Below are 21,238 nucleotides of genomic sequence, written 5' to 3'. Positions count from 1 at the left end.
CTTCATTTCTCAATTTCGGTTACTCCATTTTTATTTCAAAATTTACATTTGATGCATCTTGAGATACATCTATTTTCCAATTATACTCGTCACAAATTTCTTTAACCAAGTATAATCCGACACCTGTCCCAAAATTTTTTGAACTGACTCCTAGGTCAAATATTTTTTCAATGGGTTCTATCTTTATTGGTGCTGTGTCTGAGCTAATAATTAATTTGTTTTCATTATCTAAAAAAGAAAAATTAATAAAAGTTGCATTGTTATCAATAGCATTTGAAATTAAATTATCTACTAAAATTGCAAACTCAAAAACATCTATTTCTTTTCCAAATTCTCCAGGACTTATCTCATCAATAATTCTTTTTCTATGCGGGCTAACCTTAAGATAGCTCTTTAAATATGACTTAATATCAATTAGTTGCTTACCTATTAAATCATATGTACCTAATTTCAAAAACTGTCTTTTTATAGTACTAAGACGATCCGCACTTCTTTTGAAATCAATAATATATTCACTAACCCTATCATATTCTTTAGTTTTTCGAAAATCTTCGGCTAGATCACTAATGGTATATACCAAGTTATCGCTGATTGTATTTAATTCATGAACAAATAATTCCTGTTTTTCTGGATCTTTTTCTTGTAGCATTACTTTTTGAATAGTATTTTGTGTTTCTAATTGAGCATTTGTTTCTATCAGGTGTTCATTTTTTTGTTCCAGTATCTCAGCCTTTTGTTCAGCTATTCTTTTTTTTCTTTCTTCTTGTCGCCGAGCTTCTCTTTCTTTTCGTCTTTCCTCCCTCTCTTTTTCGAGCCTTCTTTCATCTTCCATGCGATCTTCAGCACTAATTTGCGTAGCAACTTTATTTCTTTCACTCATCAACTTACTAATAATTGGTTTCAAAATATTAATTAGTAGCTTAACTCGTTCATCTTCTCTTGAAAATCCTTCACGAGAAGATGTTGAAATATCTTCAAGTTCATCATTATCCAGGATATCAAAAGATATTTCTCCTTCTAAATAAACTTTCATTTGTTGAGTATTATCTAAATACTCAAGAAAGTTTTCCACAGCTAACTTATCACGAACATATAATTTCAACCTATTAGGTGTATGAACACCATTTTTAACAAAATTTGGATCATTTTGTTTAGCTTCATTTGTATTTATTGTTGAATGAATACCAATCCAACCTTTAAGTTCATAGGGAAAAAACTTAGATTCTCCAGAGGTAGTTATGAACCTTCCTATACCTTCTATATTTTTAAAATCTTCTTTTGAAAATTTGACAACATCCCTTCGTCTGTTCCTAAACTCTGGATATTTGCTATTTGGGATTAATACACTTTTCGATAATTTATTGGATAAATTATTTTCTAAATCATTTTCAAAAAAGGCAAAAAAGTTTTTGAACGCTATTTTTTTCTCTACTTTTTCAAATGTTGCTCTTTGTCGAGAATCTGTAATATAGGCCACCTCTATCCCTGCATTAATATTATCTAAAAGATAGTAATCGGCCAAGCGAAGTTTTAAAGATTCGAATTTTGTCTCAGCAAATCCTGACATATTTACATCCACTAGTTTAACAAGAGTTCCTGTATCATATTGTTCCCATAATTCTCTATTTTCAATTCCAACTTCTGAAGCATTTACCCTTATTAATTCTGGAACATCATTATCATTTTTATCAGTTGAATCTAACATCCATGCAGTTGTGACACCAGCTTTTTTTGAAACAATATAGTACTTTTTAGATAGAAATAACGTAGCTAGTTTACCTATTCCCTTACGTCCTTTAATCCTATCCGACAATTCATTTTCAGACAAGCGCTTATTCCTACCTATTAACACATATTTTGTAGCCAAGTCATTATAAGACATACCACTCCCATTATCTATTATCTCCAAAATAGATTTTTTTTTATTAATAGAATTAATATATAATTTTACATTTGTTGCGCCAGCATCTAATCCATTTGCTACAAGTTCAGAAATAGCACTCCATCTATTACTGTACATCTGTTTACCAAGTAAATTTAAAGCATAGTATGAAAAATTGAATTGGATTGTATTTTTTTCTGTCATATTTATTCCTTTTCACAAATTATTTTCTTCAAAGAAATCTTTTATTCTATTTGCTAAATGAATACTTAAAATTGGAGGGACAGCATTACCAATCTGAGTATTAATTGCTTGTAGGCCTCCGACAAACTTATAATTATCTGGAAAAGATTGTATTCTTGCACCTTCTCTAGCAGTTAAGGCTCTATTTTGACTAGGGTGAATACAACGTAAGGAAGATGGGGTTGATAAATTATTTGTAATGGTTGTAGATGGCTTATCCCACCACAATCTACCATAAGTATTATTATAGCCAGAAGTCAAGTATAAATCTTTATCTAAAATACCATCTTCAACCATCCTATTAATATCGTTTTTCCCCTGCCCCTCTCCAAGAGCCCTCATTATTTTTTGTAATCTCTCACCATGATTTCGACTAACATGATTAAGTAGCTCAGTTTGATTTCCTCTTAATAAAGCTTGATACTCTGTTCTTGGTTCACATATATAATTATATTTTTGTTCATTATTCCCTAATATAGGTAAATCACTAATTGCATCTCTTAATGTAATTTCATTATTCAAGGTCATTGCTTCTGGAAATATCCACTCTGACTTAATTTTTAAATCCTTTCGGACTCCTATCAAAAAGACACGTTCTCGATTTTGAGGAACACCAAAGTCTTTTGCATTAATCAACTTAGTATAGACATTGTACCCACTGACATCACCAAAACTCGATAAATCATTAAAACTTTCTTTTACATTTCGAATAATCGGTCCATTCTGTTCATTTTTCATAGTTAAAAGGCCATAAACATTTTCAAAAACAAACATCTTTGGTTGAATGAAAGAGAGTATCCTTCGATATTCTCTATACATTTTGGCTCTTTTATCATATTGCCTTTTACCAACCGTACTAAAGGATTGGCAAGGTGGACCACCTATAACTAAATCGACTCCTTTTGAGCTGATTCCTTTGGATTTTAAAAAACTTTCATCTATATTAGCAATGTCATCTTCAATCATAGTAATTTTAGGATAATTCAGTCTGAAAGCTTCTGCTGCGTCACGATTGAATTCATTTGCAAATCTAATATTAAAGTCATTTCTAAAAACAAAATTATTATTTTTTATTGTATTCTGAAAGCCAAAAGTCAATCCTCCAGCACCAGAAAATAAATCTATAACTTCAATCATATTAATTCCTTTACACTGTATACTTAGTATATTATACCAAAAAAACACGGCATTCCGCCGTGCTTCTGTGTTTATTTCACCAATTTTTTCATTTCTTCAATACGTACGACTGTCGCATCGTATTTAGCTTGGTAATCTTCTTGTTTGTCGCGTTCTTTTTGGACGACTTCTGGTTTGGCGTTGGCTACGAAGCGTTCGTTGCTAAGTTTTTTACCAACCATGTCGAGTTCTTTTTGCCATTTAACCAATTCTTTTTCAAGACGAGCCAATTCTTCTTCAACATTGAGAAGGTCAGCAAGTGGCAAGTAGATTTCTGCACCTGTGATGATGCTTGACATAACCAAGTCAGGTACTTCGACATCTGCTGCAATTTCCAAGTGTTCTGGATTGGTGAAGCGTTTGATGTAGTTGACATTGTCATTGAAGAAGGCATCAAGCTTGCTGTCGCTAGTCTTAATCAAGATAGTGATTGGTTTGCTTGGCGCTACGTTCACTTCTGCACGTGAGTTACGGACTGAGCGAATCACATCTTTAAGTGCTTCAACGCCAGCTGCTGCTTCTTCGTTTTCAAACTCTGGACGAACCACTGGGTATTCCGCAGTCACGATTGTTCCTTCAGAGATTTGACCGTAGATTTCCTCAGTCACGAATGGCATGATTGGGTGAAGGAGACGCAAGATTTGGTCCAAAGTATATAGAAGGACAGAACGAGTGATGACTTTTTCGTCCTCATTGTCGCTATAAAGCACTTCCTTAGTCAACTCAACATACCAATCCGCAAACTCATCCCAGATGAAATTGTAGAGGATGTGACCAGCCACACCGAATTCAAACTTATCAAAGTTTTCAGTGACTTTACCGATTGTTTCGTTGAGGTTATGGAGAATCCAACGGTCTGTGACGTTTCCTGCTTGACCAGCAGCGACTTTAGCCACATTTTCACGTGCCGCATCAAGGGTCAATCCTTCATTATTCATGAGGATGTAACGAGAGATGTTCCAAATCTTGTTAATGAAATTCCATGAAGCATCCATTTTCTCGTAAGAGAAGCGCACGTCTTGCCCTGGTGCAGAACCGTTTGAAAGGAACCAACGAAGGGCATCGGCACCATATTTCTCGATAACATCCATTGGGTCAATCCCGTTACCGAGAGATTTAGACATCTTGCGTCCTTGCTCATCACGAATCAAACCGTGGATCAAGACATTCTTAAATGGTTGGCGTCCTGTAAATTCCAATGATTGGAAGATCATACGAGATACCCAGAAGAAGATGATATCGTAACCTGTTACCAAGGTTGAAGTTGGAAAGTAACGTTTGAAGTCTTCTGCTTCCACATCAGGCCAACCCATAGTTGAAAATGGCCAAAGGGCAGAACTAAACCAAGTATCCAAGACATCTTCGTCTTGTTTCCATCCGTCGCCTTCTGGTGCTTCTTCGCCAACGTACATTTCACCCTCAGCATTGTACCAAGCGGGGATTTGGTGACCCCACCAGAGCTGGCGAGAAATTACCCAGTCGTGGACATTTTCCATCCATTGGAGGAAGGTATCGTTGAAACGAGGTGGGTAGAAATCAACCTTATCGTCTGTGTCTTGGTTAGCGATGGCATTTTTGGCCAATTGGTCCATCTTAACGAACCATTGTGTAGACAATCGTGGTTCAACAGGCACACCTGTACGCTCTGAGTGACCAACCGAGTGAGTCATTTTCTCGATTTCGACAAGGGCACCGATTTCTTCCAATTTCTTAACAACAGCCTTACGTGCTTCAAAGCGGTCCATACCGTTGAATTCGCCAGCCAATTCATTCATGGTACCATCATCGTTCATAACGTTCACTTGCGGAAGATTATGACGTTGACCAACTAAGAAGTCGTTAGGGTCGTGGGCAGGAGTGATTTTAACCACACCAGTACCGAATTCAGGGTCTGCGTGTTCATCGCCAACGATTGGGATTGGTTTATTTAAGATTGGCAAGATAACATTTTTACCAATCAAGTCTTTATAACGATCGTCATTTGGGTTAACTGCAACCGCAGTATCCCCAAACATGGTCTCAGGACGAGTTGTTGCTACTTCAAGGGCACGTGAACCGTCTTCCAACATGTAGTTCATGTGGTAGAAGGCACCTTCAACATCCTTGTGAATAACCTCGATATCAGAAAGGGCTGTACGGGCTTTTGGATCCCAGTTGATGATAAATTCACCACGGTAAATCCAGCCTTTTTTGTAAAGTTCTACAAAGACCTTACGAACGGCTTTTGAGAGACCTTCATCAAGGGTGAAGCGCTCACGAGAGTAATCCACCGAAATCCCCATCTTGCCCCATTGTTGCTTGATGGTTGAAGCATACTCGTCTTTCCATTCCCAGACTTTATCAAGGAATTTTTCACGGCCAAGGTCATAACGAGAAATACCACTTTCGGCCAAACGAGCTTCAACCTTGGCTTGAGTAGCAATCCCAGCATGGTCCATACCAGGAAGCCAAAGTGTATCAAAACCTTGCATGCGTTTTTGACGGATGATGATATCTTGCAAGGTTGTATCCCAAGCGTGACCAAGGTGAAGTTTACCAGTTACGTTTGGTGGTGGAATGACGATAGAATAAGGCTTGGCCTTTTTATCGCCTGAAGGCTTGAAAACATCTTCGTCAAGCCATTTTTGGTAACGACCAGCCTCAACCTCGGCTGGATTGTATTTAGGTGAAAGTTCTTTAGACATTATTTTTCCTCCTTTTGTGAATGTTTTTTCTATATTTATGATTATTTAAAACATTGGGTGTGATATTTCTAAATTCGTAATATCTATTATATTTATCTAGATAGAAATATTTTAACAACCAAATTATTACCCCACCAACAACTAATGATAGCATGAAGCAAAAGAGAATAATTAAAGTTGATGCAAGAAATTCGGCCATCCAATCAGCTGATGGATTTATAAATTTAGCTAATTCCAATTTTATACTCAAACCCGAAATAATTTCAATTAACTTTGGAATAATACTCAGCATTAATAAAGTAAGAAAGCCATATAGTTGAATTCGATAGAGATGTCTATCCATTTTCTCAGTTCTTATTGGTTTTTTCTTATATCTTTTTGTATCAAACTGAGAATCTATTTTCCCTATTAGGCTAGGAATTAATATTGGTAAAAACCAGGTTAAAGCACTTATTAATTCATTTTCAACTTGATTAAATGTCGCTAGCACCAATATACAAATTGTTCCAGTTAACCAAGAAGCTACCACTTCTTTTATATCTTTTGCTCCATATTTAATTTGATTATAAAACACCCTCCAACATATTAAATAAGATACTATAAAGAAAAAGAATATGAAGATATCCAATATCAAATTTGGTTTAAATCTAAGTACTCTGGAAATAAAATAATAAAGATAGATAAAAAGCCAAAGAAACGAAGCAATAAACATTGTAGCATGTACATTCCATAGTGTTTTTCCTTTAGGAATATATATTTTATTTACATTCTTAAATATTTTAATCGACACTATAGTTTTTATGAAGGAATATATAAACGGAAGTATTATAATTAATAAAATACTTATCCAATTACTCATCTGAGCTCCACTTATTTTATGACGTTTCATAAAGTAGCTTAAAATTGATTCAACTTGATCTAAATGATATAAAATAAATATTAATATCCCACAAAAGATTGTATCCCACATATTCATGAAAGCTAAAACTTCAGTGCTTTCTGTAAGAAACTCCTTAATTTTTTTAAGCCAAGTTGTAAAATGAAATATACATATCAGTGTCAATGCAAATTGAAAAAGAATTAAAAACTTGAGTTTAGTGAACAAGAACATAATTAAAGATACAATGGAAATAATCCAATATGCAAAAAAAACTATCTTTAACAAGTTATTTTTAGAGAGATATTTAAAATAAAAACCTATCAAGAATAAAAAAATGCTTATCTCTAGAATTAAAAGTACAGTATCCTTACTAATTAGCAAACTTAGTAAAGCGGCAGGAATTACTATTCCTAAAATAGAAACAAAAAACAGTATTGGAAAATAAGCAAGGGTATTCATAAGTATTTTCCAAATTATAACCAAAAAAATCCGCAATCTAACTTTTGCCTTTTCATAAAACATTATCAAATATCCCCCAAGTTTAGTAACTATTTTTCACCTCCCACTCACTCTTCAGCAAGCCATATATCAAATCATCACAGCGATTGCCTTGGGCATCTTTGCGGTCTCGGATACGAGCTTCAAGAGTAAAGCCAAGTTTTTCCGCAACTCGTTGACTTTGGACATTGTAGCCAAAGCAAGTCAGCTCAATCTTGTGAAGATCCAGTTCTTTGAAAGCTAGGTCAATCAAAGCACGCGCTGCTTCTGGCACATAACCTCGCCCCCAATAGTCTGGGTGCAAGGTATAGCCTATCTCAAGCACATCATCTTCGTGGCGATGGTTGAAATCAACAGAACCGATGACCGTATCTGTCCCTTTGACCACAATGCCATAGCCTGCTGGGAGATTGTCTTTTTGATTACGCTCAGGGAGGAGATGTTCTAAATAATAGATTTCCTCTTCAAGGGTCTTGACGGGTGGAAAACCAGCTGGATAGGAGACTTCTGGACGACTGGCAAAGTCAAAGATTGCCTCTGCATCCGCCAATGTACGATTTCGTAAGACGAGTCGCTCCGTTTCGATTCGTTCTGACAACTCAGCTCTTGTCATCCTTCTTCCTCGCTTTCTTGATGAAGCTTCCCATGGGGTCGACACGATTATCGAGATAGCGATAGACACGCTTATGCCCATCTCCCATAAAGTAAGTCGGTGCAAAAAAATCATTACGGAAATGTCCCTTGTCATCTAACAAATCAGATTCCGCAAGGCGGTCTAGGATCTTAGCAAAGATATGACAGATACCATCTTCCTCAATAATTCTGTCAACCTTACAATCTAGAACGACTGGACAGGCATTCAGGATAGGTGCTTGTGTCAAATCAGAAGGTTGAAAATCTATGCCGAGTTTAGCAATCTTTTCACGGTGACTAATAAATCCAGCCTGCTCCATCTCAAGCATAAAACTTTCATCAGGAATATTCACTGTGAACTTCTGATAATATTTAATCTGGTCTGCCGCATTTTCCTCACTACCGACCCCTATTACGAGCCAATCTCCTAGACTATAGGAAGAACTACAAGTCGTCACATTATAGCCATGTGCCTGGTCTTGGTAACCCAAGATAAAAATGGGAAAACCATAGTACAATTTACTGGTCTCAAAAGATTGCTTCATGTCACCCTCCTCTGATAGGAACGTAGACCTCGCTTTCGCTCCGTCTGCATCAATATCTCTAAATTCACCTGCGACCTTCGGTCTTGCTTCTTTAAAAGCTATAGAAAATCCCTGCCATAACCATGACAGGGACGAATGTGTATCCGCGGTACCACCCAGTTTTGAGTGGCAACCACTCACAGCTTTCTTGATTCAATTTGACCATCAGCAACCAGCTTTGACATTTGTGCGGATTTCTCAGTACCACCGCTTCCTGTGACAAATGGGCTTCAAAGCACCTCTGAATGGTCTTATTTTATCACAATTTTAAGACCAAGACAAATGAAATTGTGGGGTCCTGAAGTTGAAAATAAGTCAGACTACATATTTCACCTTTGAATAGGAATCCAATTCCTCATTTTATTCTCATAAGAAAAATCCCTGTCTACTGACAAGGATTTCATCTTATTTTTCTTTCTTAGTTCTTTCTTCTTCAAGCCATTTTTCATAGCTTTCGAGTAGATTGATAGCCATTTGAGTGGCTAAGGCTAGTGAGAAGGCTTCGGTGCCTTCGGTCGTTTCATCTTGAACTTTCAGTTTGCTTTCTTCGTAAATGGCTTTGAGAGCCTTGTTGCTAAGCGTGTCTTTAAATGCTTGAAATTCTTTCATGGTCAAAGCCTCCTTGATTATGGGTAACTTTCGAAAATGCTGTTACCGTTTTCACCTTAAGTTTACACCATTTCAGAGAAAATGCAAAGACTTTTGCTAATAACTAGGAAGGTTTTCAGACAACTAAAACGCTATTGGGCTGGGGTTGCAGCGCTTCCTGAGATGTACTCTGTTGTGTAGGCGACGATAGCTCCTGACTCGGCATTAACTGCGTATTTATAACGTAGACCACTAGCTGCGTAGTCAAAACTGATATTATAAACTTTACCGTCTCCTTCAGTCTTCAAATCTGTCGTCAAGTTCGTAACAGAACCAGCAGCTAAGCCGGCATGATTAAGGGCTGTCGTTTGAGCAGCATCTTTAGATACCGGTGGGGTATCTTTATCTTCGCTAGGTTGTGTCTTGTCTTTATCGTCATCAGTCTTTTGAGCATCATCTTCATCATTAGAAGTTGGATGGTCGCTCTTCTGATTCAAAATAGACCCAGATTGACCATCAATGGTGTAATCAAAGTGGTTGTCTGGTGTTGTAAAACTAACCTTATAACTGCCATGCAAGCCTGTACGTGTTTTTGAGACTGTTGATTGGGAAATCTCAGAGGTTTTAACACCTGCATTTTTGTAGGCAACATCTGCTGCATCTTGTTCTGACAAGCGATAACCTGAACCGTTATAGATAAACAGGGCTGCAGCGATGACAACTGGGATAGCAAGTAGGAACACATAGCCCACAAGCTTTTTCATTTTTCGCATAAAATTCTCCGCTATTTTAATCTAATACTACTATTATATCTTAAAGTTCTAAAATTGTCAGATAAACTTGGTCTTTTTTTATGACAAACTCATAAAAAAGTCATAAAAAGTCCCTGACAGACATCAGGAACTTCTACGAATAGTCACTAATTGACCGGTCACAAAAACCAAGATAGCTATCCAAATAAAGATGAACCCCTTCAATTCTCCCACAGTAACAGTCTCACCAAAAATGAGAATAGCCACAAGCAGTTGAATGGTAGGATTAAGATACTGGATAAAACCGATAAGATTAAGCGGTGCCCTTTTAACTGCCTCAGAGAAGCAGAGGAGGGGAACAGCCGTCACCACACCTGAGATGGCTAGGAGAAACATTTCCATGCTCGAGTATGAGGAAAATGACTCTGGTGAAAAGAAGGCCAAATAGACTACTACAAAAGGAAGAAGAAAACCACTTTCCACTAACATAGCCACATCACTAGACAACTTGACCCCCTTCTTGATCAAGCCATAAAAACCAAAACTCAGGGCTAATCCTAAAGAAACCATGGGAAGTTTTCCTGTATTAAGAACAAGAACCAATACTCCTATAAAAGCTAAAAATACTGCTGCCCACATGGTTCTGCTCAGAGATTCTCGAAGAAAAATAAGAGCAAATAGGATAGAAATAATAGGCATAATATAATAACCTAAACTAGCTTGTGTCGCTTGCCCATGACCCACAGCATAGATATAAATCAACCAGTTGGCTGCTATGAGAAAGCTGGCAAGCAACATACGAAGCAAGGCCTTCTTATCTTGCCAAAGTTCTACAAGTTCGACTTTAAAACGTGTATTTTGTTTAGCTATTAGCGCATAACCCAGCATGGTCACTACAGTAAAGACAATCCGCCATGAGAAGGTGTTATAGGCTGAAACACCTGCTAAAAGCTTCCAAAAAAGGGATAAAAATCCCCATTGAATATAGGTTGCTAGTCCAAAGAGCAACCCTTGATTCTTTCTAGTCAACGACAACACCTGCTTTATCCACAGATAGGATGAAGGTTTCACCGTCTAATCCAAGACCATCGATAGCTGCTTTGAAGGCTTCAGACTTGTCCTTGGGTGTCAGAGTCATTACTGTTGGACCAGCACCTGATAGATAGGTTGCATAGGCACCGTATTGGCCTGACAATTCCTTAATGGTCGCAAATTCCTTGACCAATTTTTGGCGGTAGCGTTCGTGGAACATGTCTCCTTGAATGGCACGTCCCGCTTTAATCAAATCCCCTGCAAAGAGCGCAGCAATAGCAACATTGGCAATGGATGATGCAGCTACAGCTTCTTTGTAAGGCAAGTCACTTGGAAGCACCCCACGTGAATCAGAGGTCTTGAGTTCATAGCTCGGAATAAAGGCCACAAAGGCACACTCTGGAAAATCTGCCACGATGCTATTAACATGTTCATCCACATAAGAGGCTACAACAAGATTTCCAAAGATAGCTGGGGCAACATTGTCTGGGTGGCCTTCAATCTTGGTTGCAATATCAAGTTTATCATCATCTGATAGCTTCAGATCTGCCAACTGATTGGCCAACTCAATCCCTGCGACAATAACAGAGCTTGAAGAACCAAGCCCACGCGCCAAGGGAATATCTGATGTCATCACCAATTTATGAGGTTGCAAATCAGACTTAACTTGCAAGGCTGTTGAAATGAGGAGATTGTTTTCATCTGACGGAATATCTCCCAAATCATGTTCAATATGCCATGAATCTGCCGGTTCAAGCACCTCGATTGTCAAATATTTAGAAACGGCAACACCCACAGAGTCAAAGCCTGGACCAATATTGGCAGATGTTGCTGGAACAGTAATTTTCATAATAATACACCAAAAGGAGGAAAGCCATCAGCGACTTTTCTCCTTGATACCTTTCTTATACGCACCAATACGGGCTTATCAATTAGTTAGACAAAACTTTCAATGTGTTAACAACAGTGAAGTCTTCTGCTGCTTCAAGTTTCTCAGTAACCGCTTGGAGTTGTGTCTTAGACATAGCATGTGTAATCACAACGATACGAGCTGTTGTGCCATTTGCTTTTTGTTGCAAAACTTGTTCAAATGAAATATCTTCTGAGTTGAAGATTTGAGACAAGTGAAGGATTTTTCCTTTTTCGTCTGGCGTATCAAGGGCAAAGTAATAGTTGCTCTTAACGTCCGCTGGATTAGCCAACGGCAAGTCACGACGGAACTCGTTGAATGGTTTCCCAACATTGCCATCTGAAAGACGACGAGCAATACGGATAATGTCTGCCAAAACAGATGTTGCTGTTGGTTTTTGACCAGCACCTGGACCGTAGTACATTGATTCGCCAATACCGATAGATTCAACAAAGACTGCATTCATAACATCGTTGACACTAGCAAGTGGGTGATTTTTTGGCAAGAATGTTGGTGATACTTCTGCTGAAATCCCTGATTCTACTTCACGCACATCACCAACCAATTTGATGACATAACCCAATTCTTGAGCGACAGCTACATCATCAGTAGAGATGTTCGTAATTCCCTTGTGAGACACATCGTCAAAATCAATTGTAGCACCAAATCCAAATTGGCTAAGGATAACAGCTTTATAAGCAGCGTCAATACCTTCAACGTCGTTGGTTGGATCACTTTCAGCATAACCAAGTTCTTGAGCAGTCTTGAGGGCATCTTCGTATGACCAACCTTCGTCAACCATCTTAGTCATCATAAAGTTAGATGTTCCGTTGAGCACACCAAGGATACGTGTCACCTTGTCAGATGTCAAAGAGTTAGCCAAAGTACGCAAAATTGGAATACCACCAGCTACGGCAGCTTCGTAGTAGAAAGCCACACCCTTATCTTGAGCAAGGGTAATCAACTCTTTTCCATGAGTGGCAATCAAGTCTTTATTGGCAGAAACAACGTTTTTACCAGCTTCGAGCGCTTTAGTGATGAAGGTGCGGGCTGGCTCGATACGTCCCATCAATTCGACCACGATTTGAATGTCATCGTCGTTAAGGATTTCGTCAACATTTGTGACAAAATTGTAGTCGTTACCAGCAGCAAGAAGTCGATTTTTTTCCTCGTCATCTTTAACCAAAACTTTTGCAATTTCAAGCTGATCACGTGAGGCTGCAAGAACCTTTTCACCATTTTCCTGCAAGAGGAAAGGAATACCACTAGCTACTGTACCAAAGCCAAGTAATCCAATTTTAATAGACATTTACGATTTCTCCTTAAAAACATACATTTTTTTAATTGTACCATATTTCTGTCGGAATTGACAGAATATTGTTGCCATTTAAGGTGGCAAGTATCCTTTTTTACTGAAAATTCTGTGCAATTCCACCTTATTTTTGTTAAAATAATAGTTAGACCTATTTGAAAGGGGATACAATGACTTTTCAAGCTCAAAAATCAACCAAACCTAAACGAAAGAAGATGAATTTTCTTCTACTTGTCATAAATCTGGTACTTCTGGGTATCCTGGCCGTTTTTATATTAAACCGTCCAAACCAGTCGAAAACCAATCAAAAACAGGCCCAGACGAGTCAGTCTAAGGGTACAGCCAATTGGAAGACCTATAACGATCCTGTTCAAATTCCTATCCTCATGTACCATGCTGTTCACGTTATGGATCCATCTGAGGCCTCTAACGCCAACCTCATTGTTGCTCCGGACAACTTTGAAGCACAAATAAAGGCCATGGTAGATGCGGGTTACTATTTCCTAACTCCCGAAGAAGCCTACAAGGCCTTGACTGAAAATGCACTACCTGCTAAGAAGGTTGTCTGGCTGACCTTTGACGATGGTAACGAAGACTTCTATACGATTGCCTATCCTATTCTCAAAAAATACAAGGCTAAGGCAACCAATAATATTATCACTGGCTTTGTCAAGAAAGGGAACGCTGGAAATCTCACTGTTAAACAGATGAAAGAAATGATGGCACACGGCATGAGCTTCCAATCTCATACGGTTAACCACCCTGATTTGTCTGTCAATGACAAGGCAACGCAAAAGGCTGAATTAACGGATTCTATTGACTTTCTTGAAGATAAACTCAATACCAAGGTTAATACCATTGCCTATCCGTCAGGTCGCTACAACCAAACGACCTTGGACTTGGCTAAGAAAACTTACAAGTTAGGACTGACTACCAACGAAGGACTAGCTAGTGCTAAGGATGGCCTCCTCTCACTTAATCGTGTCCGCATCCTACCAACAACAACCTCTAAAGGACTTCTCAGCGAGATTGCTACTGACAATAAGTAAAAGAAATCACTTGATTAACGGTCAAGTGATTTTTCTATTGTCTAGTCAAATAATTCTGATAGAATGGTCACACCCTTTTCAATTTCAGCATCACTTAGTGTGATTGGTGGCAAAAGACGGATCACATTGGTCCCTGCAGTTAAGACAATCAAGCCCTTATCTCTGGCCGCTTGAACCAATTCTCCTAGATTGCCAGTAGTCTCGATTCCAATCATATAACCCAAGCCACGGACAGTGGTAACCGTCTCTTTATCAGATAAAGCTGTCTGCAATTTTGCTTGTAGCTTGTTTCCATTTTCAAGAGTAGTGTCAAGAAAACCAGGTGCTAACATAACTTCAAGCGTGGCCTTGGCCGCCGCCATAGCCAGCTTATTGCCTCCAAAGGTAGAGCCGTGACTTCCGTAAGAGAAGGCTTCTCCAAGAGACGACTTAGCAAGCATGGCACCAACTGGCACCCCATTTGCCAAACCTTTAGCTAGGGTAAAGATATCTGGTTCAATACCGTAGTGTTCATAAGCATAAAGCTTACCAGTACGACCGATACCAGTCTGAACCTCATCTACGATGAGATAAATACCCGTTTCCTTACAAAAATCAGACAAAGCCTTAACAAAGTCCTTATCCGCAGGCTGCACACCTGATTCCCCTTGGACCAACTCTAGCATAATGGCCGCCGTTTCTTCATTGGCTAGGGCCTTAACACTGTCTATGTCATTGAAAATGGCATAGTTAAAGTGGGGTACACCTTCACCAAAACCTTGTTTAATTTTATCCTGACCTGTAGCAGACATAGATCCAAAGGTTCGACCATGGAAGGAATTTTGGAAGGTAATGATTTCTTGTTTACCCGATGCCTTACGGGCGATTTTAATGGCTGCCTCATTGGCCTCTGCACCACTGTTACAGAAAAAGGCCAAATAATCCTTGTCACCAATTAAAAGTCCAGCAACATCTTCTTGCAACTGATTGTGATAAAGATTAGGCTGGTGCAAAATCTTGCCCACCTGCTCTGTTAGAGCCTGATTGACATGAGGATGATAGCCAAGGTTAGTTACCCCAATACCAGATGAAAAATCCAAGTAGGTCTTGCCAGTTGTATCTGTCAAATAATTACCATGGGCCGAAGCAAAATCAATCGCTGCCCGTTTATAATTTGAAAATAGTTTTGTCATCGTTTACTCCTTGATTATGGTACCATCTGTCAGGTTATCACCAATAATGACCTGCTCAACACCAGATTCAACCGTCTGAACAGCACTTTGAATTTTAGGAATCATGCCCCCAGTAATCACACCTGAATCTATTTTTTTCTGAACGTCCACAAGATTCAGATGCTCCAAAACTTGTCTATTCTCTAAAACACCTTTGACATCTGTCATAAGAATAAGCTTTTTGGCACCTAGACTAATTGCCACAGCTCTAGCAAGGTAATCGGCGTTAATATTGAGCAAGTCACTCTGCTCACTGTAACCCAAGCTAGGAATCAAGGGAATCTTACCTTGAGCAAGGAGTGCCACTAGGGTCTGATTAGTGATATGGCTGACCTCACCCACAAAGCCATAAGTCTCTTGATCTAAGAAATCAGCATGGACAAGGTCTGGAAGCTCATCTATGACCTGATAGGCTGGCAAACCTGCCTGTCTCAACTGACCTGCTAAATTTTTCCCAACCATATCAACTAAGGCTTCTTTGATTAGACCCATATCTGACTGACTCGTCACCCGCAGACCATTGATCTTGTGGATTGGGATGTCATGTTCCTCCATGAGTTGATTGATCGCAAAGCCACCCCCATGGACGATGATTATTTTTTGACCAGCCTGCTGCCATTCTGACAGTTTAGTCAGTATCTCAGGAGTTAGCTGTTTACTGGCTACTCCACCAATCTTAATTACAATATATTCAGTAGTCATCAGTTAACTCCTTTTCCTTAGACAGTCTAAGTGTGATAGAGGGCATTAATCTTAACGTAATCGTAAGAGAGATCACAACCCCATGCGGTTCCTTTTTCATGTCCAGAATGAAGATCTACTGTAATGGTGACTTCATCGACATGCATGATGTCTTTCATTTCCTCATCATCAAAGGCAACAGGACTAGAAGCTAGCATAACTGGCAGTCCGCCAATCATAATATCTACATTATCCACAGGCACATCCACACCAGCATAGCCAACAGCAGCTAAAATACGTCCCCAGTTAGGATCTTCACCAAAAATGGCTGTTTTGACCAGACTGGAACCGACAACAGATTTTGCCATCATACGGGCATCAAGGGCATTCGGAGCATTAACCACATCAACCTGTATGAGCTTATTGGCACCTTCACCGTCCTTGGCAATCTTTTTAGCCAGTTCTTGCATCACAAAATTCAGCATTTTTGAAAATTTATCGAACTCAGGTGTATCCGGCAGAATCTCTTCGTTGAGCGTGCAACCATTTGACATGACAAGCACCATATCATTAGTCGAAGTATCTCCGTCAACCGTAATCTGATTAAAGGTCTTTTCTACATTTTGACTCAAGGCTAATTGGAGAGTCTCACTGGAAATATTGGCATCACAGGTAATAAAACCGAGCATGGTCGCCATATTAGGGTGAATCATACCTGAGCCCTTAGCAACACCAGCCATAGTCACAACATCACGTCCAAAAGTCTCCGTCACAGCAATGGTCTTAGTCGCTGTATCTGTCGTCAAAATTGCCTTGGCAAAATCATCAGCATTACCATTAACCACTATCTTGGAAAGACCATTTTTCAAGGTATCCATTGGTAGCAACTCACCGATAATCCCTGTAGAAGCCACACCAACCATATCAGGTTCAACACCTAGCTTTTCAGCGGTCCACTCCTGCATGGTGTAAGCATCCTCCAATCCTTGGGTCCCTGTACAAGAATTAGCCACACCTGAGTTAACAACGATAGCCTTCATTTTCCCAGCCTTTTTTACCGAGGTCTTGGTCACAATCAAAGGAGCTGCGATAACCTTATTAGTCGTGTAAACCCCTGCCACGCTGGCTGGCTTTTCAGATACAATCCAACCAAAATCCATTTTTCTCTTTTTAAATCCTGCATGTAGCCCATCTGCTGAAAAACCAAGCGGACTAGCAATCGTTCCATCTATGACTTTCATATTTTTTCTCCTATTTCTGTTCTTATCTCTACAAGTATGACGGTGTCATAAGCAAGCCTTCTGTCTCATCCCACCCCTGCATGAGGTTGAGATTTTGAACTGCTTGGCCAGCGGCACCCTTGATCAAATTATCAATCACTGAAATAACCGTCAGAACATTGGTTTTCTCATTATAGGCAAAGCCAATATCTGTAAAATTCGATCCAATGACATTATGGAGCTCTGGTAAATTATCTTGCACACGTACAAAAGGTTTATCATCATAAGCTTTTGCAAAGGCTGAAGCGACATCAGAGACAGCTACATCCTTCTTTAATTTGCAATAAACGGTAGCCATAATCCCACGATTAACCGGTAAAAGCGACGTTGAAAACTGAATCTCCGGCATATCAGCATCAAAAGCCCTCAAAGTCTGGACAATCTCTGGAATATGCTGATGATGATTGAGCTTATAGGTCACATAATTATCGTGAACATTGACAAAATGGCTATACTCACTCAGCGCCTTACCAGCACCAGTCAAACCAGACTTAGCATCCACGATGACACTATCTATCTCAATCAAACCAGCAGCAACCAAAGGAATCAAGGCCAATTCTGTCGCCGTCGCGTAACATCCAGGGTTGGCAATAAATTTTTTATCCTTTACATCTGTATATTCTGACAATGCATATGTAAATTTATTCAAAATCATTTCCTTAGCAGGTGATTTTTTATACCATTTTTCATAAATGGAAGCCGGCAAGCGATGATCTCCAGATAAATCAATAATAGGAAAGCCAGCCTGAACAAATTCTTCTGCCAATGAACTAGCAACACCAGAAGGTGTGGCAAAGAAGACTAAGTCTGCCTTTTCCATAATCTTTTGGGCATCGAAAGCTTCTATTTCTAAATCACAAACACCTGTCAAATAGGGATACACTTCAGACAATCGTCGGCCTACTTCCTTGGTTGCGTGAATAGAAACAAGTTCTGCTTTTTTATGATTATTCAAAATTTTAACTAACTCTAAACCACTATAACCAGTGATACCAACGATTGAAATTTTCATTTATGCACTCCTTTTGAATAAATATGTGATTAGTTTATTGTATTTTTATTCATTTGTCAAGAGAAAGATGCAAAAATATGAAAAAACAAGCAGTATTTTCCAACTACTTGTTTCATAAACGCTATTTAATAATCAAATAAATGCAAATCTGCAATACGATTGACGGCCTCGACAAGACGTTCAGGCTCTACTAGCAGTCCGATACGAACATAAGCATCTCCCGCTGGTCCAAATCCTTTGCCTGGTGCCACAGCAACATGAGCCTTCTCAAGCAAAAGATCTGCAAAACTTTCACTGGTGTAGCCCTCAGGTACAGGCATCCAAGCATAGAAGGAACCTTTAGATGGAAAGGCTTGCCAGCCAATCTTAGCAGCTGCTTGTGTAAAAGCATCTCGACGGCTATCATAAACCGCATTTAGTTGGGCCACCGCCTCCTCAGATTTATGATCTAAGAGAGCCGCAATCCCAGCATCCTGCAAAGCGGGAAAAATTCCCACAAAAAGGTGGTCCTGAATGAGGTTTAAGGCTTCAACCATCTCAGCATTTCCAGCCGCAAAAGCCAAGCGCCAACCTGCCATATTAAAGGTTTTTGAGAAGGTATAAAACTCAATTCCCACATCCTTGGCACCGGGTACCGATAAAAAGCTAGGATTCTCATAACCCTGATAACCCAAAGCCCCGTAGGCCAAATCACTCACCACTCCTACCTCGTAGGTCTTAGCCCAGGCAATCAATTTTTCATAAAAAGCCTTTGTCGCGACAGCCCCCGTAGGATTATTAGGGTAATTGATATAGATAAACTTAGCACGACGAGCTGTCTCCTCAGGAATAGCTTCCAAATCTGGCAAAAAATCATTTTCAGCCGTCAAAGGAAAGGTCTCATAGGTTACACGGCCCAGACTCACTCCCGACAAGTAATCAGGGTAACCTGGGTCAGGCAAGAGCAAAAGGTCACCAGGATTCATCAAGGCTAAAGGCAATTCCACAAGGCCAATCTTAGCCCCACCCGTGACACAAATCTCACGCTCCGCATCCAAATCAATCCCATAATGTTTCTTGTAAAAACTTGTAGCTGCTTCCTTGAAGGGACGATTGCTACGAAACTGAGAATACTTGTGGCTAGCTGGATTATGGGCTGAGGTACATAAGGCCTCAACAATATGGTCATAAGTCGGCTGGTCTGGATTTCCCTGGCCAAGGTTGATCACATCTGCGCCTTCAGCTACCTTGGCATTCACCTTGGCTACCAACCCTGCAAAAAACTGTTTTGGCAATTCTTTCAATAAATCAGATTCTTCAAATAACATAAACACTCCTTAATGATACAAGTCCGTGCGACGGTCCTCAAAAACGGGAATTTGGCCTCGAACTCGGTCCACCTCTTCAAGATTAATATCAGCCGTAAAAATGCCCTCCTCATGTTCCTTGGCCTGCAAGACTACATTTCCCAGAGGATCTATAACCATGGAATGTCCCGAAAAGACATCTTCTGGTCCTGCTCCGACACGGTTAACAGCTACCACAAAGGCTTGGTTTTCAACCGCACGCGCCTTGAGTAAAATCTCCCATTGTTGCACACGAGGCTCAGGCCACTGAGCTACCACAAAAAGCACCTTGACCCCTTGCGCCATCTGTGTTCGCACCCATTCAGGAAAACGAATGTCGTAACAAATGACACTAGCCGCTGTCACACCATCAAGCTCAAAAACAGACTCCTTAGCCCCAGCCGACATATACTGGTCCTCCGCCATCAATCCAAAAAGATGGACCTTACTGTAGGTATTGATTAAGTCCCCAAACTTATTGTAGACATAGGTTGTATTGTAGAATTTGTCATCTTTCTCAATGGCAACAGACCCTCCGAGAATAGCCACAGCATGTTCTCTGGCAAAATGAGATAAGAGAGCTTGAGATTCCAGTCCATCCTTATCCGCAATACCGTCAAGTTCATCTAAAGCATAGCCTGTATTCCACATTTCAGGAAGCACAATAACATCGGGATTGTCATCAAGCGCCCTTTTCAACATCTCTTTCACGTGTTTTACATTTTCAGCAGGCTGTCCGTGAGCAACATCCATCTGTACTAATGCGATTTTCATAGTAACCTCGATTCTATATTAACCATTATAGCACTCCAAAAGACGTCACAAAAATTGAAAAATTCAATCTCCTGATAAAGAGAGGCTATCAAAAAAGGCTGGACACGTTGTCCAACCTGATTCTTTATCTCATTAAGCAATATCGACGTAACGACGAGCACCACTTGCTGTCATGTATGAGAGCCATGTGTGACCATCGGCTGTCAAAACCTTATCGTAGTTAACGCTCATACCCTTATCATAGTAGGCCAATTCTGGACTTGAAACCTTGGCTTCTGCCTTAATTGACGCACGGCCTGTGAAGGTATAACGGCCTGACTCTGGGAGACTTGGTTTCGCAGTTGGTTGACTTGCTTCAGCCTTGGCTGTTGCAATATCGACGTAACGACGAGCACCACTTGCTGTCATGTATGAAAGCCATTGATGACCATCGGCTGTCAAAACTTTGTCATAGTTAACGCTCATACCCTTGTCATAGTAGGCCAACTCTGGGCTTGAAACCTTAGCTTCTGCCTTGATTGACGCACGACCTGTAAAGGTATAAGTGCCTGATTCTGGCAGACTTGGTTGGTCCGCTGGTTTAGCAACCGGTTTGGCTTCTGGTTTAGTTTCTGTAGCTTTAACTGTTGCAATATCAACGTAACGACGGGCACCGCTTGCTGTTACATATGAAAGCCATTGATGACCATCGGCTGTCAAAACCTTATCGTAGTTAACGCTCATACCTTTATC

Annotated in this window: 19 protein-coding genes; 1 reads left to right on the top strand and 18 read right to left on the bottom strand. The window is 39.7% G+C overall.

Features of this window, described 5'->3' with window-relative positions; all coding sequences use genetic code 11:
* Positions 1–19 precede the first annotated feature (19 nt).
* The 11 genes from HMPREF0848_RS00575 to HMPREF0848_RS00525 form a co-directional block, all read right to left on the bottom strand.
* Complete coding sequence (locus HMPREF0848_RS00575; RefSeq protein WP_008533958.1) at positions 20–2,086, bottom strand: ATP-binding protein; 2,067 nt, start codon at positions 2,084–2,086, stop codon at positions 20–22.
* 12 nt (positions 2,087–2,098) lie between these two features.
* Positions 2,099–3,262, bottom strand: coding sequence for a DNA cytosine methyltransferase (locus HMPREF0848_RS00570; protein ID WP_008533957.1), 1,164 nt, complete (start codon positions 3,260–3,262; stop codon positions 2,099–2,101).
* A 71-nt stretch (positions 3,263–3,333) separates the two neighbouring features.
* The gene (locus HMPREF0848_RS00565; protein ID WP_008533956.1) at positions 3,334–5,985 is read right to left on the bottom strand and encodes a valine--tRNA ligase; all 2,652 of its coding nucleotides are present in this window, start codon (positions 5,983–5,985) and stop codon (positions 3,334–3,336) included.
* Positions 5,978–7,387 carry a hypothetical protein gene (locus HMPREF0848_RS00560; RefSeq protein WP_050787991.1) on the bottom strand — a complete coding sequence of 470 codons (1,410 nt, stop codon included), beginning with the start codon at positions 7,385–7,387 and terminating at the stop codon, positions 5,978–5,980. The genes HMPREF0848_RS00565 and HMPREF0848_RS00560 overlap by 8 nt, the downstream gene beginning before the upstream one ends.
* 19 nt (positions 7,388–7,406) lie before the next feature.
* Positions 7,407–7,976, bottom strand: a complete 570-nt coding sequence (locus HMPREF0848_RS00555; protein ID WP_008533954.1) for a GNAT family N-acetyltransferase — start codon at positions 7,974–7,976, stop codon at positions 7,407–7,409.
* Positions 7,963–8,541, bottom strand: a complete 579-nt coding sequence (locus HMPREF0848_RS00550) for a flavin reductase family protein (protein WP_037608709.1) — start codon at positions 8,539–8,541, stop codon at positions 7,963–7,965. Before HMPREF0848_RS00550 ends, HMPREF0848_RS00555 begins: the two co-directional genes overlap by 14 nt.
* A gap of 444 nt (positions 8,542–8,985) precedes the next feature.
* Positions 8,986–9,189, bottom strand: a complete 204-nt coding sequence (locus HMPREF0848_RS00545; RefSeq protein ID WP_008533952.1) for a hypothetical protein — start codon at positions 9,187–9,189, stop codon at positions 8,986–8,988.
* Between the two features lie 131 nt (positions 9,190–9,320).
* Positions 9,321–9,941 carry a PepSY domain-containing protein gene (locus tag HMPREF0848_RS00540; RefSeq protein WP_008533951.1) on the bottom strand — a complete coding sequence of 207 codons (621 nt, stop codon included), beginning with the start codon at positions 9,939–9,941 and terminating at the stop codon, positions 9,321–9,323.
* A 123-nt stretch (positions 9,942–10,064) separates the two neighbouring features.
* A complete protein-coding gene (rarD, locus tag HMPREF0848_RS00535; protein WP_037608707.1) occupies positions 10,065–10,949 on the bottom strand; it encodes an EamA family transporter RarD in 885 nt (294 codons plus the stop codon).
* Positions 10,942–11,802: a homoserine kinase gene (gene thrB, locus HMPREF0848_RS00530; protein ID WP_008533949.1), complete on the bottom strand. Its 861-nt coding sequence runs from the start codon at positions 11,800–11,802 to the stop codon at positions 10,942–10,944. The genes rarD and thrB overlap by 8 nt, the downstream gene beginning before the upstream one ends.
* A gap of 82 nt (positions 11,803–11,884) precedes the next feature.
* The gene (locus HMPREF0848_RS00525; protein ID WP_008533947.1) at positions 11,885–13,171 is read right to left on the bottom strand and encodes a homoserine dehydrogenase; all 1,287 of its coding nucleotides are present in this window, start codon (positions 13,169–13,171) and stop codon (positions 11,885–11,887) included.
* Positions 13,172–13,344: 173 nt separating this feature from the next.
* Here HMPREF0848_RS00525 and HMPREF0848_RS00520 point away from each other — a divergent pair, with 173 nt between their 5' ends.
* Positions 13,345–14,223 carry a polysaccharide deacetylase family protein gene (locus HMPREF0848_RS00520; protein ID WP_037608704.1) on the top strand — a complete coding sequence of 293 codons (879 nt, stop codon included), beginning with the start codon at positions 13,345–13,347 and terminating at the stop codon, positions 14,221–14,223.
* 41 nt (positions 14,224–14,264) lie between these two features.
* Here HMPREF0848_RS00520 and HMPREF0848_RS00515 read toward each other — a convergent pair whose 3' ends face one another.
* From HMPREF0848_RS00515 to HMPREF0848_RS00485, 7 genes are all read right to left on the bottom strand, one after another.
* A complete protein-coding gene (locus tag HMPREF0848_RS00515; protein ID WP_008533943.1) occupies positions 14,265–15,395 on the bottom strand; it encodes an acetylornithine transaminase in 1,131 nt (376 codons plus the stop codon).
* A gap of 3 nt (positions 15,396–15,398) precedes the next feature.
* Positions 15,399–16,136 carry an acetylglutamate kinase gene (argB, locus tag HMPREF0848_RS00510; RefSeq protein ID WP_008533941.1) on the bottom strand — a complete coding sequence of 246 codons (738 nt, stop codon included), beginning with the start codon at positions 16,134–16,136 and terminating at the stop codon, positions 15,399–15,401.
* Between the two features lie 26 nt (positions 16,137–16,162).
* Positions 16,163–17,356: a bifunctional ornithine acetyltransferase/N-acetylglutamate synthase gene (gene argJ / locus HMPREF0848_RS00505; RefSeq protein ID WP_008533940.1), complete on the bottom strand. Its 1,194-nt coding sequence runs from the start codon at positions 17,354–17,356 to the stop codon at positions 16,163–16,165.
* A 28-nt stretch (positions 17,357–17,384) separates the two neighbouring features.
* A complete protein-coding gene (argC, locus tag HMPREF0848_RS00500; RefSeq protein WP_008533939.1) occupies positions 17,385–18,407 on the bottom strand; it encodes an N-acetyl-gamma-glutamyl-phosphate reductase in 1,023 nt (340 codons plus the stop codon).
* A 125-nt stretch (positions 18,408–18,532) separates the two neighbouring features.
* Positions 18,533–19,714, bottom strand: coding sequence for a pyridoxal phosphate-dependent aminotransferase (locus HMPREF0848_RS00495; protein ID WP_008533938.1), 1,182 nt, complete (start codon positions 19,712–19,714; stop codon positions 18,533–18,535).
* A 9-nt stretch (positions 19,715–19,723) separates the two neighbouring features.
* Positions 19,724–20,506 carry a carbon-nitrogen family hydrolase gene (locus HMPREF0848_RS00490; protein WP_008533937.1) on the bottom strand — a complete coding sequence of 261 codons (783 nt, stop codon included), beginning with the start codon at positions 20,504–20,506 and terminating at the stop codon, positions 19,724–19,726.
* Between the two features lie 132 nt (positions 20,507–20,638).
* A partial coding sequence (locus HMPREF0848_RS00485; RefSeq protein ID WP_008533936.1) for an SH3 domain-containing protein occupies positions 20,639–21,238 on the bottom strand: 600 nt, incomplete at its 5' end.

The organism is Streptococcus sp. C150 (genome assembly GCF_000187445.1).
Taxonomy (GTDB): Bacteria; Bacillota; Bacilli; order Lactobacillales; family Streptococcaceae; genus Streptococcus; species Streptococcus raffinosi.
This window is presented reverse-complemented; position numbering and strand designations above follow the sequence as displayed.

Bases quoted from the DNA above. Each gene is read 5' to 3' on its own strand.
- HMPREF0848_RS00550 (WP_037608709.1), bottom strand. From the start codon at position 8,541: ATGAAGCAATCTTTTGAGACCAGTAAATTGTACTATGGTTTTCCCATT.
- HMPREF0848_RS00560 (WP_050787991.1), bottom strand. From the start codon at position 7,387: ATGTTTTATGAAAAGGCAAAAGTTAGATTGCGGATTTTTTTGGTTATA.
- HMPREF0848_RS00540 (WP_008533951.1), bottom strand. From the start codon at position 9,941: ATGCGAAAAATGAAAAAGCTTGTGGGCTATGTGTTCCTACTTGCTATC.
- HMPREF0848_RS00565 (WP_008533956.1), bottom strand. From the start codon at position 5,985: ATGTCTAAAGAACTTTCACCTAAATACAATCCAGCCGAGGTTGAGGCT.
- HMPREF0848_RS00525 (WP_008533947.1), bottom strand. From the start codon at position 13,171: ATGTCTATTAAAATTGGATTACTTGGCTTTGGTACAGTAGCTAGTGGT.
- argB (WP_008533941.1), bottom strand. From the start codon at position 16,136: ATGACTACTGAATATATTGTAATTAAGATTGGTGGAGTAGCCAGTAAA.
- HMPREF0848_RS00495 (WP_008533938.1), bottom strand. From the start codon at position 19,714: ATGTTATTTGAAGAATCTGATTTATTGAAAGAATTGCCAAAACAGTTT.
- argJ (WP_008533940.1), bottom strand. From the start codon at position 17,356: ATGAAAGTCATAGATGGAACGATTGCTAGTCCGCTTGGTTTTTCAGCA.
- argC (WP_008533939.1), bottom strand. From the start codon at position 18,407: ATGAAAATTTCAATCGTTGGTATCACTGGTTATAGTGGTTTAGAGTTA.
- HMPREF0848_RS00575 (WP_008533958.1), bottom strand. From the start codon at position 2,086: ATGACAGAAAAAAATACAATCCAATTCAATTTTTCATACTATGCTTTA.
- HMPREF0848_RS00570 (WP_008533957.1), bottom strand. From the start codon at position 3,262: ATGATTGAAGTTATAGATTTATTTTCTGGTGCTGGAGGATTGACTTTT.
- HMPREF0848_RS00555 (WP_008533954.1), bottom strand. From the start codon at position 7,976: ATGACAAGAGCTGAGTTGTCAGAACGAATCGAAACGGAGCGACTCGTC.
- HMPREF0848_RS00490 (WP_008533937.1), bottom strand. From the start codon at position 20,506: ATGAAAATCGCATTAGTACAGATGGATGTTGCTCACGGACAGCCTGCT.
- thrB (WP_008533949.1), bottom strand. From the start codon at position 11,802: ATGAAAATTACTGTTCCAGCAACATCTGCCAATATTGGTCCAGGCTTT.
- HMPREF0848_RS00515 (WP_008533943.1), bottom strand. From the start codon at position 15,395: ATGACAAAACTATTTTCAAATTATAAACGGGCAGCGATTGATTTTGCT.
- HMPREF0848_RS00545 (WP_008533952.1), bottom strand. From the start codon at position 9,189: ATGAAAGAATTTCAAGCATTTAAAGACACGCTTAGCAACAAGGCTCTC.
- HMPREF0848_RS00520 (WP_037608704.1), top strand. From the start codon at position 13,345: ATGACTTTTCAAGCTCAAAAATCAACCAAACCTAAACGAAAGAAGATG.